This window comes from Streptomyces flavofungini (assembly GCF_014650815.1).
Lineage (GTDB): Bacteria > Actinomycetota > Actinomycetes > Streptomycetales > Streptomycetaceae > Streptomyces > Streptomyces flavofungini.
Map to the genome: position 1 here is coordinate 650,048 of NZ_BMVR01000003.1, position 15,503 is coordinate 665,550.

Below are 15,503 nucleotides of genomic sequence, written 5' to 3' on the forward strand. Positions count from 1 at the left end.
CCGGTTCAAGGACCCAGGCGACCGGTTCAAGGTGCCTCCTCGGGAAAGTGGCAGGCCACCTCCCGCGCCTCGCCCGGCGTCCCGATCCGCAGTACCGGCGCCTCGGTCCTGCAGATGTCCTGCGCCTTGTGGCAGCGGGGGTGGAACGTGCAGCCGGGCGGCGGCGCGGCCGGGCTCGGCGGGTCGCCCAGGAGCGTGATGCGCTCCCGGGCCCGCTCGGCCGCCGGGTCGGGCAGCGGCACGGCGGACAGGAGCGCCCGGGTGTAGGGGTGCGCCGGGGCCGCGTACACGCGTTCCTTGGCGCCGATCTCGACGATGCGGCCGAGGTACATGACGGCGACCCGGTCGCAGACGCGCTTGACCACGGACAGGTCGTGGGCGATGAAGAGGTAGGCGAGGCCCAGCTCGCGCTGCAGGCGCTCCATCAGGTTGACGATCTGGGCCTGGACGGAGACGTCGAGGGCGGAGACGGGTTCGTCGGCGACGACGAGGCGCGGGCCGGTGGCCAACGCGCGGGCGATGCCGACGCGTTGGGCCTGGCCGCCGGAGAACTCGTGCGGATAGCGGTCGCTGTGCTCGGGGATGAGGCCGACGAGCTCCATCAGTTCGAGGGCGCGCTTGCGGGCGTCGGTGGCCGAACTCCCTTGTACGAGGAGGGGGTCGGAGATGATCCGGGCCACGGTCTGGCGCGGGTTGAGCGAGGAGTGCGGGTCCTGGAACACCATCTGGAGCTCGCGCCGCAGGGGTCGTAGCGCGCGCTGCGAGAGACGGCTGATGTCGCGGCCGTCGTAGCTGACCGAGCCGGTGGTGGGCTCCAGGAGGCGCACGATGGTGCGGCCGGTGGTGGACTTGCCGCAGCCGGACTCGCCGACGAGGCCGAGCGTCTCGCCCTCGGCCACGTCGAAGCTGATGCCGTCGACGGCCCGTACGGGCGCCGACCCCCGCCGTCTCGCCGGAAAGGTCGTGGTCAAGTCCCTTACCGCGAGCAGTGGTGGAGACTCCGAGGTTCGTTCGGTCGCTGTGGTCATGAGGTGACGCCTTCGTACGCGGGGAAGTGGCAGGCGGCCGGATGCCCGGCCGGGCCGCCGAGCGGCGGCCGTTCGGTGTCGCAGCGCAGCCGTTCGCTCGCGTCGGCCGCCGCGGCCCGGGGGCAGCGGGGCGCGAACGCGCAGCCGGGGGCCGGGGCGAGCAGTGAGGGCGGGCTGCCGGGGATGGCCCGCAGCGGCTCGTCGTCGGCGTCGTCCAGGCGTGGCAGGGAGTCGAGCAGGCCCCGGGTGTAGGGGTGGGCGGGGGTCGCGAACAGCGTGTCCACCGGGGCCTGTTCGGCCGCCCGGCCGCCGTACATCACGAGTACGTCGTGGGCGACCCGGGCGACCACGCCCAGATCGTGGGTGATCATGACGACGGCGAGGCCGCGGTCCGCCTGGAGGCGGGCGATCAGCTCCAGGATCTGCGCCTGCACCGTGACGTCGAGGGCGGTGGTGGGCTCGTCCGCGATGAGCAGCTCGGGCTCGCAGGCGAGCGCCATGGCGATCATCACGCGCTGGCGCATGCCACCGGAGAACTGGTGCGGATACTCGCCGGCGCGGCGCTCCGGCTCGGGGATGCCGACCTCGGCGAGCATCTCCACCGCGCGCCGACGGGCCGCCGCACGACGGGAGTTGAAGTGCACGCGGTGGTGCTCGGCGATCTGCTCGCCGACCGTGTAGTACGGGTGGAGGCTGGACAGCGGGTCCTGGAAGATCATCGCCATGCGGCGCCCGCGCAGCCGGTTCAGGCCGCGTTCGTCGAGGCCGATCAGCTCCTGGCCGTGCAGGCGGATGGAGCCGGTGACCTCGGCGGCGGTGTGCAGGCCGAGGACGGCGAGGGAGGTGACGGACTTGCCGGAGCCCGACTCGCCCACGATGCCGAGGGTCCGGCCCCGGCGCACCTCGAAGGAGAGGTGGTCCACGGCCTGGACGGGACCGCGTGCGGTGGTGAAGGCGACGCTCAAGTCGCGTACGGACAACAGGGGTTCGGGCGCGTCCCGCTCGGTCGGGCCGGGCGCTCCCTCGTGGGACAGCAGGGCCATCAGAACCTCACTCGCGGGTCGACGACGGCGTACAGCAGGTCGACGGCCAGGTTGGCGACGACGATGAAGGCGGCGGCGAGCAGCGTGACGCCGAGGATGACCGGCTGGTCGCCGGTGGACAGGGCGCCGTAGAAGAGCCGTCCGATGCCCGGCAGGCCGAAGATGGACTCGGTGATGACGGCACCGGCGAGCAGTCCGCCCAGGTCCATCCCGAAGAGGGTGAGGATCGGCGTCATGCCGGCCCGCAGGCCGTGCTTGACGACGACCTTGCGGCGCGGCAGACCCTTGGCGCGGGCGGTGCGGATGTACGGCTCGGCCATCGTCTCGATCATCGAACTGCGGCTCTGGCGGGCGTACATGGCCGCGTAGAGGATGGCGAGCGCGAGCCAGGGGAGCAGCAGGTTCGACGCCCAGTCGAGGGGGTCGGAGCCGAAGGGCACGTACTGCGGATAGGGCAGCAGGTCGGCCGTCCGGATCAGCCCGTAGATCAGCATCATCGACGTGAAGTACACGGGCAGGGAGGCGGCGCCGACCGCGCCGACCATCAGGAGCTTGTCGGTGAGGGTGTCCTTGCGCAGCGCGGCCGTCACCCCCGCGGTGAGGCCGAGCGCCAGCCACAGCACGGCCGCGCCGAGCGCGAGCGAGGCGGAGACCGGCAGCCGGTCCATGAGCAGGCCCCACACGGCTTCGCTGTTCTCGTAGCTGTAGCCGAGGCACGGGAAGTCGCACCGCAGGGCGTACTGGCCGGTGCCGATGGTGCGGCCGGTGAAGATCCCGGCCAGGAAATCCCAGAACTGCTGCCAGATGGGCTGGTCCAGGCCCATGTTGGCGCGGATGGCCGCAAGGCGTTCGGTGCTGCAGGACTTGCCGCAGGCCGCGGCGGCCGGGTCGGACGGCAGGACGTAGAAGATGGTGAAGGTGACGGCGGCGATGGCGATGAGCACGCCCGTCACGGCCAGCAGGCGGCGGCCGATGTACAGGATCATGTGCGGCTTCCCCTCGGGTCGAGGATGTCCCGCAGCGCGTCGCCGAGCAGGGTGAACGCGAGCACGGTCAGGAACAGACAGGTGCTCGGGATGACGAAGTACATGGGGTCCGTGTCGTAGAAGGCGACGCTCTCGGCGATCATCTGGCCCCAGGAGGGCGTCGGCGGCCGGACGCCGACACCGAGGTAGCTCAGCGCCGCCTCGGTGGCGATCATGCCGGGGATGATCAGGGTGGTGTACGCGATGACGGGCCCGGCGACGCCGGGAAGGATGTCGCGGGTGAGGATCCGCCAGGGACCCGAGCCGCCCACGCGGGCGGCGTCGACGTACTCGCGGTGCTTGAGCGAGAGGGTCTGGCCGCGCACCACGCGGGCGATGCCGGGCCAGCCGAACAGGCCGATGACGGCGGTCATCAGGAGGATCCGGTTGACGTCCTTGGCCACCGACATCATCGCGATCATGAAGATCAGGGAGGGGAAGGACATGGTGAGGTCCATGATCCGGCTGAGGACGGCGTCGACGCGGCCGCCGAAGTAACCGGCCGCGACCCCGGCCGCCGTGCCCGCGATCACGACGATCGCCGTGGCGGCGAAGGCGATGAGCAGGGAGACCTGGGCGCCGTGCACGACCCGGGCGAACAGGTCGCGGCCGGTGACGGGTTCGACGCCCAGCCAGTGGTCGGCGGAGATCCCGCCGAGCGCCCCGATGGGCTGCCCGCCGAGGTAGGGGTCGACCGCGGTCTTGTCGAACTCCTCGGGCGACCAGCCGCCCAGGGCGCTCAGCAGCGGAGCGGCGATCGCCATGACGGCGAAGAGCGCGACGATGACGAGGGAGATCTTCGCCGAGGTGCGGCGGCGGAGTTCCGCGCGGGCGAGGCGCCAGGGGCCGCTGCCCGCCGCGACCGGTTCCGGAGTGGCCGCGGGGGTCTTCGAGGTGAGGGTGGTCATGGTCGGGGCGCCCCTCAGCCGTTGCTCTTGGACGGGTCCTTGAGGCCGACCGTGGCGTAGTCGAGCTGGCCGCCGAAGGACGTCTGGCCGTACGCGCCCGCGATGTTGCTGCCGAGGACCAGCGGCCAGCGGCGCACCAGGACCGGGACGGTCGGGGCCTTGGCGAGGATCTCGCCGTCCAGCTCCCGCCAGGCGGCGCCGGCCTTCTTGGCGTCCGTCATGGCGGCGATCTCGTCCATGCGCCGCATGGTCGGCTTGTCGCGGAACAGCGAGTGGTTGCCCGTGTTGCCCTTCTCCTTGATGTAGCGGCCGTCGAAGACGAAGGGCAGGAACGTCGAGCCGGACGGATAGTCCGGGCACCAGCCCGTGTAGACCAGGTCGGTGCGGTTCTTGGTGTCGCCGATCGTGGCGTAGAACGCGGACGGGTCGACGGTCTCGATGGTGACCTTGATCCCGGCCTTGCCGAGCGACTCCTGTATCGCCTCGGCCCGGCCCTTGTCGCCGGTGGAGACGGTCATCTTGGTCGAGAACCCGCCCGGCTTGCCCGCCTCCTTCAGGAGCTGCTTGGCCTTGGCGACGTCACCGGCGACGGGGACCTTGAGGGTGTCGGGCTGCTTGCCGCCGAAGAGCGACGCCGGCATGTAGGCCGTCGACGGGTCATTGAACGCGGGGCCGCCGGAGGCGGTGAGCACCGACTCCCGGTCAAGGGCGTACTGCACTGCCTGACGGACCTTCACCTCGCTGAACGGGCCGCGTCCGGTGTGCATTTGGACCATGTCGGTGCAGTTGGTGGACTCGGCGATCAGCCGCTTCTTGACCTCGGCGCTCGGCAGCACCTTGGCGGCGCTCTCGGGCCGCACCGCTCCCCAGGAGACGGCGGAGGCGTCCGCGCCCTGCGAGGCGATGAGCCGGTCGTCGATCTGGTTGGCCTTGAGGCCCATCACCATCACGAGCTTGTCCGGGTGGGCCTTGCGCACCGAGTCGGTCGAGGCCTTCCAGTGCGGGTTGCGCACGAGCACCAGCTTCTTCCCGCGCTGGTACGAGTCGACCTTGTAGGGGCCGGACGAGAAGGGCCTGTTGTCGTACTGCGGGCCCTTGTCGCGCTTCTTCGGCACCGGCGCGAACGTCGGCATCACGGTGACGTTGCGGAACTCCGCGAAGGGCTTGCGCAGTTCGAAGACGATCGTGTGGGCGTCGGGCGTCTTCACGGAGTCGAGGTGCCTGCCCTCGGCCGGGCCTTGGTAGCCCTTGGCCCCGGCGAGGTAGCGGGCCGCGTAGTCGGCGCCGCCGGGCAGGTCGGGGGAGAAGGACCGCTCGACGTTGTACTTGATGTCCTGGGCGGTGACGGGGGTGCCGTCCTCGTACTTGATGCCCTTCTTCAGGCGGAAGGTCCAGGTCCTGGCCCCGTTGGAGGGGGTGCCGAGGTCGGCCGCGAGGTCGGGGACGAGTTCGCCGCCCGCGGTGCCGGGGGCGGCCTTGTAGGTGACGAGGGTGCGGTAGAGCAGCCGGGTGCCGAAGTCCATGTCGTTCATCACCCAGTTGCGGGCCGGGTCGAGGTGGGTGAAGTCCTGGTTGGACAGGACGGTCAGGGTGCCGCCGCGCTGCGGAGTGCCGCCGACCACGGCCCCGGCGTTGAGCGTCGCGGGATTCTTGCCGCCCCGTCCCTTGCCCGAACCGGAGCCGGAACAGCCCGCCGTGCCAAGGGTGACGGCCGTCGCCAGGACGGCGGCGACGGCGGTGAGGGTGCGCTTGTTCATCAGTGGTCACTCCGAGAACAGTCGGCCAGCCCGAACGTGGCTGGAATGTGACCGGTAACATAGTAATGTGAAATTGTACTGGCAAGGCATCGACCCGTCCGTTACTCACCTGTGTCCGAAGGGATCCCTGTGAACGAGCCCGCGTCGACCGGCATCCGCACGGTCAGTCACGACCTTCCCGAATCACCCGAGTTCGCGTCCTTCATGGCCCGCGACTGGGCCCCGACCCCGCTGCCGGACGGCATCCGGCTGCCCGCCGCCGACCTCACCCCGGCCCGCCGCGCCCGCCTCTCGGCCCGCTTCCCCGGCGAACGCCTGATCGTCCCGGCGGGGGAGCTCAGGGTCCGCTCGAACGACTGCGACTACCGCTTCCGCCCGCACAGCGCCTACGCCTGGCTGACCGGACTCACCGGTGAGGACCAGGCGGGCCATGTGCTGGTTCTCGAACCCGACGGGCCGGGCGGCCACGAGGCGGTGCTGCACCTGCGCCCCCGGTCCCCGCGCACCGACAACGGGTTCTACCGGGACCGCCGCTACGGCGAGTTCTGGGTGGGCCGCCGCGCCGACCTCGCGGAGGCCGAGCGCACGACCGGCGTCCGGTGCGTGCCGCTCACCGGCTTGCCGCCGGGCCGGAACGCCGCCGAAGACCATGAACTCGCCACCGTCCTGAGCGAGTTGAGGCTCATCAAGGACCCCTGGGAGGTCGGCCAGCTCCAGCTCGCCGTCGACCACACCACGGCCGGGTTCGAGGACGTCGTCCGCGCCCTGCCGCGCGCCCTCGCCCACCCCCGCGGCGAGCGCTGGATCGAGGGCGTCTTCGGGCTGCGCGCCCGCACCGAGGGCAACGGTACCGGCTACGAGACCATCGCCGCGTCCGGCGCCCACGCCTGTGTACTCCACTGGATACGCAACGACGGCCCCCTGGACGCAAGGGAGTTGCTGCTGCTCGACGCGGGCGTGGAGACCGACAGCCTCTACACCGCCGACATCACCCGCACCCTCCCGCTCTCCGGGCGTTTCTCCCCGGTCCAGCGGCAGGTCTACGAACTCGTCCTCGCGGCGCAGGACGCGGGCATCGCCGCGCTGCGGCCCGGCGCCCGCTTCCGCGACTTCCACCGGGCCGCCATGCGCGTCATCGCCGAAGGGCTCGCGGACTGGGGGGTGCTGAAGAACGCCGACGGTGAGTTCCACCGGCGCTACACCCTGTGCAGCAGCGGGCACATGCTCGGCATCGACCTCCACGACTGCGCCCAGGCCAGGGCCGAGACGTATCTCGACGGCGAGCTGGCGGAGGGGCAGGTGCTCACTGTCGAACCCGGCCTCTACCTCCAGCCGGACGACGAGACCCTGCCCCGCGAACTGCGCGGCATCGGCGTGCGCATCGAGGACGACCTCGTCATCACGGCGGACGGGGCCCGGCTGATGTCGGGCGCGCTGCCGAGGACGCCGGACGGGGTGGAGGAGTGGATGGGGACGTTGCTGGCGGGCTGAGCGCGGCGCGGGACGCCGCCGGACGGCTGAACCGAGGACCGGTCGCGCGAAAGCCTTGGCATCGTCAGTGCCATGTGAAATATTACTGACGTGCTCACGAGAAACTCCTCGGACGTCATCGTCGTCGGCGCCGGCGTCGTCGGCGCGGCCTGCGCCTACTACGCCGCGCAGGCCGGCCTCACCGTCACCGTGGTCGACCGCGGCCCGGTCTCGGGCGGCACCACCGGGTCCGGCGAGGGCAACCTCCTCGTCTCCGACAAGGAGCCGGGCCCCGAGCTCGAACTGGCCCTGCTCTCCATCGAACTGTGGCGGGAGCTGACCGAACTGCTCCCGCCGCAGATCGAGTACGAGACCAAGGGCGGCCTGGTCGTCGCCGCCGCCGAGGCCGGGATGAGCGCCCTGCGAGACTTCGCGGCCGGGCAGGAGAAGGCCGGGGTGCGGGCGGAGGAGATCGCGGCCGACCGGCTCCACGACCTGGAGCCGCACCTGGCCCCCGGCCTCGCGGGCGGCTTCCACTATCCCCAGGACGCCCAGGTCATGCCCGCCCTGGCCGCCGCCCACCTGCTGAAGGCGGGCGGCGACCGGGTGCGCCTCAGGCTCGGCGAGGAGGTCACCGGCCTGCTCACCGGCGGCCACGGCGAACTGCGCGGGGTCAGCACGGCGACCGGCGAGCTGTACGCCGCGTACGTGGTGAACGCCGCGGGCACCTGGGGCGGCGAGTTCGCCGCGCTCGCGGGCGTGGACCTGCCGGTGCTGCCCCGCCGGGGCTTCGTCCTCGTCACCGAACCGCTGCCGCGCGTGGTGCGGCGCAAGGTGTACGCGGCCGACTACGTCGCCGACGTCGCCAGCGGTTCGGCGGCGCTGCAGACCTCGGCGGTCGTCGAGGGCACCGCGGCGGGCCCGGTCCTGATCGGCGCGAGCCGGGAACGGGTCGGCTTCGACCGCACCCTGTCCACGGAGGTCCTGCGGCGCCTCGCGGCCCAGGCGACCGCCCTCTTCCCGGTCCTCGCCGGGGTCCGGGCGATGCGTACGTACGCCGGGTTCCGGCCCTACCTCCCCGACCACCTGCCCGCGATCGGCCCCGACCCGCGCGTCCCCGGTCTGCTGCACGCCTGCGGCCACGAGGGCGCGGGCATCGGCCTCGCCCCGGCCACCGGGCTGATCGTGGCGCGGTGCCTGACCGGCGGCCGACCACCCCTGGACATCGGCCCGTTCGACCCGGGCCGCTTCCTGCCCAGGCCCTGACCGGCACCTGCTGCCATGTCTGACCAGCTCCCGCCGCGACGCCGAGCCCTGCCCGCGATGCCTGACCAGCCCCTGCTCCCACGCCTGACCAGCCCCTACCGCGACGCCTGACCAGCTGCTGCTACGAGAGGAGGCCCACCGTGGCCCGTGCCCGAACCCCCGCCGACCTGGTCGGCGCGCAGCCCGGCCCGTCGTTCGAGATCACCTTCGACGGCCGCCCCGTCCCCGCCCTGCCGGGGCAGTCCGTCGCCGCCGCGCTGTGGGCCGCGGACATCCTGGCCTGGCGCACCACCCGGGTGGGCGGGCGGCCGCGCGGCGCCTTCTGCGGCATCGGGCAGTGCTACGACTGCCTCGCCACCATCAACGGCACGCCCAACCGCCGGGCCTGCCTGGTGCCCGCCGGTCCCGGCGACGCGATCACGACCCAGGAAGGGCACGGCCATGACCGCCTCGGCGTCTGAATCTCCTGGCTCGACCGAACCGACCGAACCGACCGAACCGACCGAACCGACCGAACCGACCGAACCGACCGAACCGTCGGGGCCGTCCCGGCTGTACGACCTCGCGGTGATCGGCGCGGGCTCGGCCGGTCTCGCCGGAGCCGTGACCGCCGCCGAACTCGGCCTGTCCGTCGCCCTGTTGGACACGGCGACCGGCACCGGCGGGCAGTTCTACCGGCACCCGGCACCGGCCGTCGGCGCCCTGCGCCCCGAAGCCCTGCACCACGACTGGTCCGCCTACGCCGGGCTCCGGCGACGCCTGGAGGCGAGCACGGTGACCCGTCTCGGCGGGCACCACGTGTGGACCGTGTCCCGGGAGGGCGCCTCTGGTGACGGCGCTTTTGGCGAGGGCGCCTTCCGGGAGGGCGCCTCCCGTGAGGGCGTCTTCGGGGACGGCGAAGGGCCCTGGACCGTACACGCCGTCACCGGCGCCGACGGCTGCGCGGAGCGGCCGGTGCGGGTATGGGCTCGTGCGGTGCTCCTCGCCACCGGCGCGTACGAACGCCAACTCCCCTTCCCCGGCTGGACGGTGCCCGGCGTGATCGGGGCCGGGGGAGCGCAGGCCATGCTCAAGTCCGGCCTCGTGCTGCCCGGCAAGCGGGTCGTGGTGGCCGGGAGCGGCCCGCTGCTGCTCGCGGTCGCCTCTTCGCTGGCCGCCGCCGGGGCCCGGGTGCCCGCCGTGATCGAGGCCTCCGGCTACCTGGCGTACGCCCGCCACCCGCGCGTCCTCGCGGCCAACCCGCACAAGCTGGCCGAGGCGGTGGTGCACGGCGGAACGCTGCTGCGCCACCGCGTGCCGCTGCGCACCCGCAGCGCCGTCACCGAAGTGCACGGCCGGGACCGGGTGGAGGCCGTCACGGTCACCCGGCTCGACCGGGACTGGCGGCCGCTGCCGGGCACGGCACGCCGGATCGCCTGCGACGCGGTCGCCGTCGGTCACGGCCTCGTACCGCAGATCGAACTGGCCACGACGCTCGGCTGCGCGACCCGCACCACCCCCGACCGCGCCACGGCCCTCCTCCTGGACGACCTTCAGGAGACATCGGTGCCGGACCTGTGGGCGGCGGGCGAGACCGGGGGCATCGGCGGCGCCCGACTGGCGCGTGCGGAAGGTGAGCTGGCGGGCCTCGCGATCGCCGCCCGGCTGCGCGGCCGCCCCGCCCACCGAGGCCGTGTCCGGGAACTCCAGCGCCGCCGCGACCGCATGCGGGCCTTCGCCGACGCCATGGCCGCCGCGCACGCCCCCGGGGCGGGCTGGTCGCGCTGGCTGACCGACGACACGGACGTCTGCCGGTGCGAGGAGGTCACCGCGGGCAGCATCCGCGCGGCGGTCGCCGATCTCGGGGCCCGGGACGCGCGCACCGTCAAGCTCCTCACCCGCGCGGGCATGGGCTGGTGCCAGGGGCGGATGTGCGGGTCGGGCGTGGCCTGCCTCGCGGCGGGCGACGGGGTGGGGGAGCCGCCCGCGGAGCGCCGACCGTTCGCGACGCCGGTGCCGCTGGCGGCGCTCGCCTCGCTCGACGAACCGGCCGATGCCGGGAACGCGCCCGCCGATGCCGGGAACGCGCCCGGCGACGCGGGACGCGACCCCGCCCGGGGCGCCCACCACCCCTGCTGACCCCGCACCTACCCGGCTTGCCGACTCCCAGGCTCCCCGGCTCCTTTACCCCATGACCCCGGCCCCCTTGTGGGCCCCACCCATCCTTCAATAAAATGTCACACACTATAGAGAGGTCGTCCGTCATGACCGACACCGCCTGGAACACCGCTCGCCCCTGGCGCGGCATCATGGTCGCCACCGCCCTGCCGCTCCGGGACGACCTGACCGTGGACTACGACGCGTACGCCGAGCACGTCCGCTGGCTGATCGACAGCGGCTGCGACGGCGTCGTCCCCAACGGCTCGCTCGGCGAGTACCAGACGCTCACCGACGAGGAGCGCGCCCGCGTGGTGCACACCGCCGTCGAGGCGGCGGGCGATCCCGCCCGCGTCATGCCCGGCGTCGCCGCCTACGGCAGCGCCGAGGCCCGCCGCTGGGCCGAGCGGGCCGCCGCGGCCGGGTGCGGCTCGGTCCTGCTGCTTCCCCCCAACGCCTACCGCGCCGACGAGCAGGCCGTACGGGACCACTACGCCGAGGTCGCCAAGGCCGGGGTGCCAGTCGTGGCGTACAACAACCCGTTCGACACCAAGGTCGACCTCAGCCCCGCCCTGCTCGCCGCGCTGCACCGGGACGGCTCGATCGTCGCCGTCAAGGAGTTCACCGGCGATGTGCGCAGGGCCTACGAGATCGCCGAACTCGCCCCGGAACTCGACCTGCTGATCGGTGCCGACGACGTACTGCTCGAACTCGCCGTGGCCGGGGCCGTCGGCTGGATCGCGGGCTACCCCAACGCCCTGCCCGCCTCCTGCGCCGAGCTCTTCCACGCCGCCGTCGCCGGTGACCTGACCACGGCCCTGCCGCTCTACCGGTCCCTGCACTCCCTGCTCCGCTGGGACTCCAAGACCGAGTTCGTGCAGGCCATCAAGTTGTCCATGGACATCGTCGGCCGCCGCGGCGGCCCCGTCCGCCCGCCCCGCTCCCCGCTCACGGAGGAGATCGAGCGCGGCGTGCGGGAAGCCACCGAGAAGGCCGTCGCCCACGGCCACCGCTGACCGCGACCGCCGTGCACCGAGCCGTCCGCAACCGCCCGCTCCGAAAGGACTCCCTGTGCGTACGCGTCATGTCTTCCACGCCGTCGACTCGCACACCGAGGGCATGCCCACGCGCGTGATCACCGGTGGCGTCGGGATCATCCCCGGCACCACCATGGCCGAGCGCAGGCTGCACTTCATCGAGAACATGGACCACCTCCGCACGCTGCTCGTGTACGAGCCGCGCGGACACGCCGCGATGAGCGGAGCGATCCTCCAGCCGCCCACCCGCCCCGACGCCGACTACGGCGTGCTGTTCATCGAGGTCTCCGGCCTGCTTCCGATGTGCGGTCACGGCACCCTCGGCGTCGCGACCGTCCTGGTGGAGACCGGCATGGTCCCGGTCACCGAACCGGTCACCACGGTGCGCCTCGACACCCCGGCCGGACTCGTCCCCGTCGACGTACGCGTCGAGGACGGGGCCGTCAGGTCCGCCACGTTCACCAATGTGCCCGCGTTCTGCGTCGGCCTGGAGCGCAAGGCCGAGGTCCCCGGCTTCGGGACGGTCACCTACGACCTCGCCTTCGGCGGCAACTTCTACGCCTTCGTCGATCTCGACGCCCTGGGCCTGCCGTTCGACCGCGCCCGCAAGGAGGACCTGCTCGCCGCCGGGCTCGGCCTGATGGACGCCATCAACGCGTCGCCGGACCGCCCCGTCCACCCGGAGCGGCCCGACATCGCCGGGGTCAAGCACGTCTACCTGGCCGCCCCCGGCTCCGACGCGCACCACTCCCGGCACGCCATGGCCATCCACCCGGGCTGGTTCGACCGCTCCCCGTGCGGTACCGGCACCTCGGCCCGGATGGCCCAGTTGCACGCCCGCGGCGAGCTGCCCCTGGACCGCGACTTCGTCAACGAGTCCTTCATCGGTACGAAGTTCACCGGCCGCCTCATCGGCGAGGCGGAGGTCGGCGGGGCGCCCGCCGTCGTACCGACCATCACCGGCCGCGCCTGGGTCACCGGCACCGCCCAGTACTTCCTCGACCCGGACGACCCCTTCCCCGGAGGCTTCCTCCTGTGACCGCCGCCGTATCCCCCCTGTCCGCCATGCCGTCCCCGTCCACGTTCACCTCCGTCAACCCGGCCGACCCCGCCGACGTCGTCCTGACCTTCACCGCGCCGGGCGCCTTCGCCGCCGTGGACACCGTCGAGCGGGCCCGCGCCGCCCAGGCCGGATGGCTGCTCGGCGGGGCGGCCGCCCGCTCGTCCGCCCTCGGCGCGGTCGCCGCCGCCGTCGAGGCCGCGGCGGCGGAGCTGGCCGCGCTCGCCGTGCGCGAGGTGGGCAAGCCGCTCGCCGAGGCGCGCGCCGAGGTCGCGCGCACCGCCGCGATCTGGCGGTACTACGCCCAGGCCCCGTACGACCCCGTCGGCGCCGTCCACGAGAGCGCCGCCGGGGCCGGGCTGCTGCTCAGCCGCCGCAGGCCGCACGGCGTCGCCGGTCTCATCACCCCGTGGAACTTCCCGCTCGCCATCCCGAGCTGGAAGGCGGCCCCGGCGCTCGCCGTCGGCAACGCGGTGGTCCTCAAGCCCGCCCCGGAAGCCACGGCCTGCGCCCGGCGCCTGGCTGAGATCGTCCAACAGGTCCTGCCCGCCGGGGTGTTCACCGTGCTGCCAGGCGGCGCCACCGAGGGCAACGCGCTCGTCTCCGCCTCCGACGTGGTCTCCTTCACCGGCTCGACCGGCGTCGGCCAGGCGGTCGTGCGCACCGCCACCGCCCACGGCATCCCGGTCCAGGCCGAGATGGGCGGCCTGAACGCGGCCATCGTCCTGCCGGACGCCGACATCGACCGGGCGGCCGCGCACATCGCCGCCGCGATCGCCGGTTACGCGGGCCAGAAGTGCACCGCCACCAGCCGCGTGATCGCCGTCGGCGCGGCCCTCGACCCGCTGCGCGAGGCGCTCGGCGAGGCGCTGCGGGCCGTCCCGGTCGGCGACCCGGCCGACCCGGCCACCGTGTGCGGGCCGCTCATCGGCGCGCGCGCCCGCGACCAGGTCGGCGACGCCGTGCACGGCCTGAGCGTGCTCGCGGGCGGCACGGTGCCGGACGGGCCCGGCTGGTACGCGGCCCCGACCCTGGTGGAGAAGGTGCCGCCCGGCCATCGGCTGCTGTCCGAGGAGGTCTTCGGCCCCGTCGCGGCCCTGCTGCCCGCCGAGGGCCTCGACCACGCGGTCCGGATCACCAACTCCGTCCCGCACGGCCTGGTCACCTCGCTGCACACCGCGGACCTGGACGCCGCCCTCGGTGGCCTCGACCACCTCGACACCGGCATGGTCCGGATCAACGCCCCGTCCACCGGCGTCGACTTCCACCTGCCGTTCGGCGGCACGAAGGCTTCCAGCCACGGCCCCCGCGAACAGGGCCGGGCGGCCCTCGACTTCTATGCCACGACCCGGACCTACACCCTGGCGCCCGCGAAGACAGCGTGACGCCCGGTTCCGGTGATGCCCCTGCGGGCCGGTGAGGCTGGTCGCGCAGTTCCCCGCGCCCCTGACAGGGCCCCCGGTGCCGTCCCCTCCAGAAGAAGGGCCCATGAACCCCGCTCACTCGACCGTCGACCACCTCTTCACCGTCCCCCTGGACCACTCCGCTCCCACCGGGCCGACCATCCAGGTCTTCGCCCGCGAGGTCGTCGACCCGGGACGCGCTGACGAGCGGCTGCCGTGGCTGCTCTATCTGCAGGGCGGTCCGGGCGGCAAGTCCCCGCGTCCGTCGGCCGGTTCGCCGGGCTGGCTGGACGAGGCGCTCAAGACCTACCGGGTGCTGCTGCTCGACCAGCGCGGCACCGGCCGCTCGACCCCCGTCACCGCCCGGGCCGCCGCCCGCTTCGCCGACCCGGCCCGACTGGCCGCGTATCTGGGCCACTTCCGCGCCGACGCGATCGTCGCCGACGCCGAGCTGATCCGCCGTCAACTCTGCGGTGACGAGCCCTGGGAGACCCTCGGTCAGAGCTACGGCGGCTTCCTCACCCTCACCTATCTGTCCCGCGCACCCGAGGGGCTCAAGGCCTGCTACGTCACCGGGGGCCTGCCCGGACTCACGGCCACCGCCGACGACGTCTACGCCCGCACCTACCCGCGCGTCCGCGACCGCGTGCACGCGTTCTACGCCCGCTACCCGGAGAACGTCACCCGGCTGCGCCGGATCGCGGACCTCCTCACGGCCACCGACGTCCGCCTGCCCGACGGGGACCGCCTCACCGTCCGCCGCCTGCGCACGCTCGGGCTCGTCCTCGGCATGGGCGACGGGTTCGAGCGGACCCACTGGCTGCTCGACGAAGCCCTCGACGCCGAGGGGGAGTTGACCGACACCTTCCTGCACCAGGTGATGGCCGTGACCGGCTTCACCGACAACCCGCTGTTCGCCGTGATGCAGGAGACGCTCTACGGCCAGGGCGCGGGCCCCACCGGCTGGGCCGCGTCCCGCGCCCTGGAGGACTTCGCCGAGTTCACCGAGAAGGCGGACCCGCTCCTGCTCACCGGCGAGATGATCTACCCCTGGATGTTCCACGACATCGCGGGCCTGCGCCCCTTCGCGGACGCCGCCGACCTGCTGGCCCGACGCACCGACTGGCCCCCGCTGTACGACCTCGACCGCCTGGCGGCCAACAAGGTCCCGGTCGCCGCGATCGTCTACCACGACGACATGTACGTGGACGCCGGTCTCTCCCTGCGCACCGCCTGCCAGGTCGGCGCTGTCCGGGTCTGGGTCACCAACGAATGGGAGCACGACGGCGTCACCGCCTCCGGCGGCCGGGTGCTCGAACGCCTGACGGCGATGGCCGCAGGCCGCGCCTAGGGCCTGTCCGGTGGGTCGC

At 73.2% G+C, this 15,503-nt stretch carries 13 protein-coding genes; 8 read left to right on the top strand and 5 right to left on the bottom strand.

Annotated features, from left to right (window positions below; genetic code table 11):
• Positions 1-26 precede the first annotated feature (26 nt).
• Genes IE274_RS09955 through IE274_RS09975 form a run of 5 tightly spaced genes read right to left on the bottom strand, consistent with a single transcriptional unit; the run spans position 27 to position 5,761 of the window.
• On the bottom strand, positions 27-1,028 hold the full coding sequence (locus IE274_RS09955; RefSeq protein WP_190115248.1) for an ABC transporter ATP-binding protein: 1,002 nt from the start codon (positions 1,026-1,028) through the stop codon (positions 27-29).
• Positions 1,025-2,071, bottom strand: a complete 1,047-nt coding sequence (locus tag IE274_RS09960; protein ID WP_190115249.1) for an ABC transporter ATP-binding protein — start codon at positions 2,069-2,071, stop codon at positions 1,025-1,027. Before IE274_RS09960 ends, IE274_RS09955 begins: the two co-directional genes overlap by 4 nt.
• Positions 2,071-3,057 (bottom strand): ABC transporter permease, encoded by a 987-nt coding sequence (locus IE274_RS09965; RefSeq protein ID WP_190115250.1) that lies wholly within the window; start codon positions 3,055-3,057, stop codon positions 2,071-2,073. Before IE274_RS09965 ends, IE274_RS09960 begins: the two co-directional genes overlap by 1 nt.
• Positions 3,054-4,004: an ABC transporter permease gene (locus tag IE274_RS09970; RefSeq protein WP_190115251.1), complete on the bottom strand. Its 951-nt coding sequence runs from the start codon at positions 4,002-4,004 to the stop codon at positions 3,054-3,056. Before IE274_RS09970 ends, IE274_RS09965 begins: the two co-directional genes overlap by 4 nt.
• A 14-nt stretch (positions 4,005-4,018) precedes the next feature.
• Positions 4,019-5,761, bottom strand: coding sequence for an ABC transporter substrate-binding protein (locus tag IE274_RS09975; protein ID WP_190115252.1), 1,743 nt, complete (start codon positions 5,759-5,761; stop codon positions 4,019-4,021).
• A gap of 123 nt (positions 5,762-5,884) precedes the next feature.
• Here IE274_RS09975 and IE274_RS09980 point away from each other — a divergent pair, with 123 nt between their 5' ends.
• From IE274_RS09980 to IE274_RS10015, 8 genes are all read left to right on the top strand, one after another.
• Positions 5,885-7,252, top strand: coding sequence for an aminopeptidase P family protein (locus tag IE274_RS09980; RefSeq protein ID WP_372447164.1), 1,368 nt, complete (start codon positions 5,885-5,887; stop codon positions 7,250-7,252).
• A gap of 90 nt (positions 7,253-7,342) precedes the next feature.
• Positions 7,343-8,497 (top strand): NAD(P)/FAD-dependent oxidoreductase, encoded by a 1,155-nt coding sequence (locus IE274_RS09985; protein WP_190115254.1) that lies wholly within the window; start codon positions 7,343-7,345, stop codon positions 8,495-8,497.
• Between the two features lie 140 nt (positions 8,498-8,637).
• Positions 8,638-8,958 (top strand): (2Fe-2S)-binding protein, encoded by a 321-nt coding sequence (locus IE274_RS09990; protein ID WP_190115255.1) that lies wholly within the window; start codon positions 8,638-8,640, stop codon positions 8,956-8,958.
• Complete coding sequence (locus tag IE274_RS09995) at positions 8,939-10,615, top strand: NAD(P)/FAD-dependent oxidoreductase (protein ID WP_190115256.1); 1,677 nt, start codon at positions 8,939-8,941, stop codon at positions 10,613-10,615. Before IE274_RS09990 ends, IE274_RS09995 begins: the two co-directional genes overlap by 20 nt.
• A 125-nt stretch (positions 10,616-10,740) precedes the next feature.
• On the top strand, positions 10,741-11,649 hold the full coding sequence (locus IE274_RS10000) for a dihydrodipicolinate synthase family protein (protein WP_190115257.1): 909 nt from the start codon (positions 10,741-10,743) through the stop codon (positions 11,647-11,649).
• Positions 11,650-11,704: 55 nt separating this feature from the next.
• Positions 11,705-12,709 carry a proline racemase family protein gene (locus IE274_RS10005; RefSeq protein ID WP_190115258.1) on the top strand — a complete coding sequence of 335 codons (1,005 nt, stop codon included), beginning with the start codon at positions 11,705-11,707 and terminating at the stop codon, positions 12,707-12,709.
• Between the two features lie 26 nt (positions 12,710-12,735).
• Entirely contained in the window at positions 12,736-14,115 is a 1,380-nt protein-coding gene (locus IE274_RS10010) for an aldehyde dehydrogenase family protein (RefSeq protein ID WP_190115371.1), read from the top strand.
• Between the two features lie 103 nt (positions 14,116-14,218).
• A complete protein-coding gene (locus tag IE274_RS10015) occupies positions 14,219-15,484 on the top strand; it encodes an alpha/beta fold hydrolase (RefSeq protein ID WP_190115259.1) in 1,266 nt (421 codons plus the stop codon).
• The last annotated feature ends 19 nt before the right edge of the window (positions 15,485-15,503 follow it).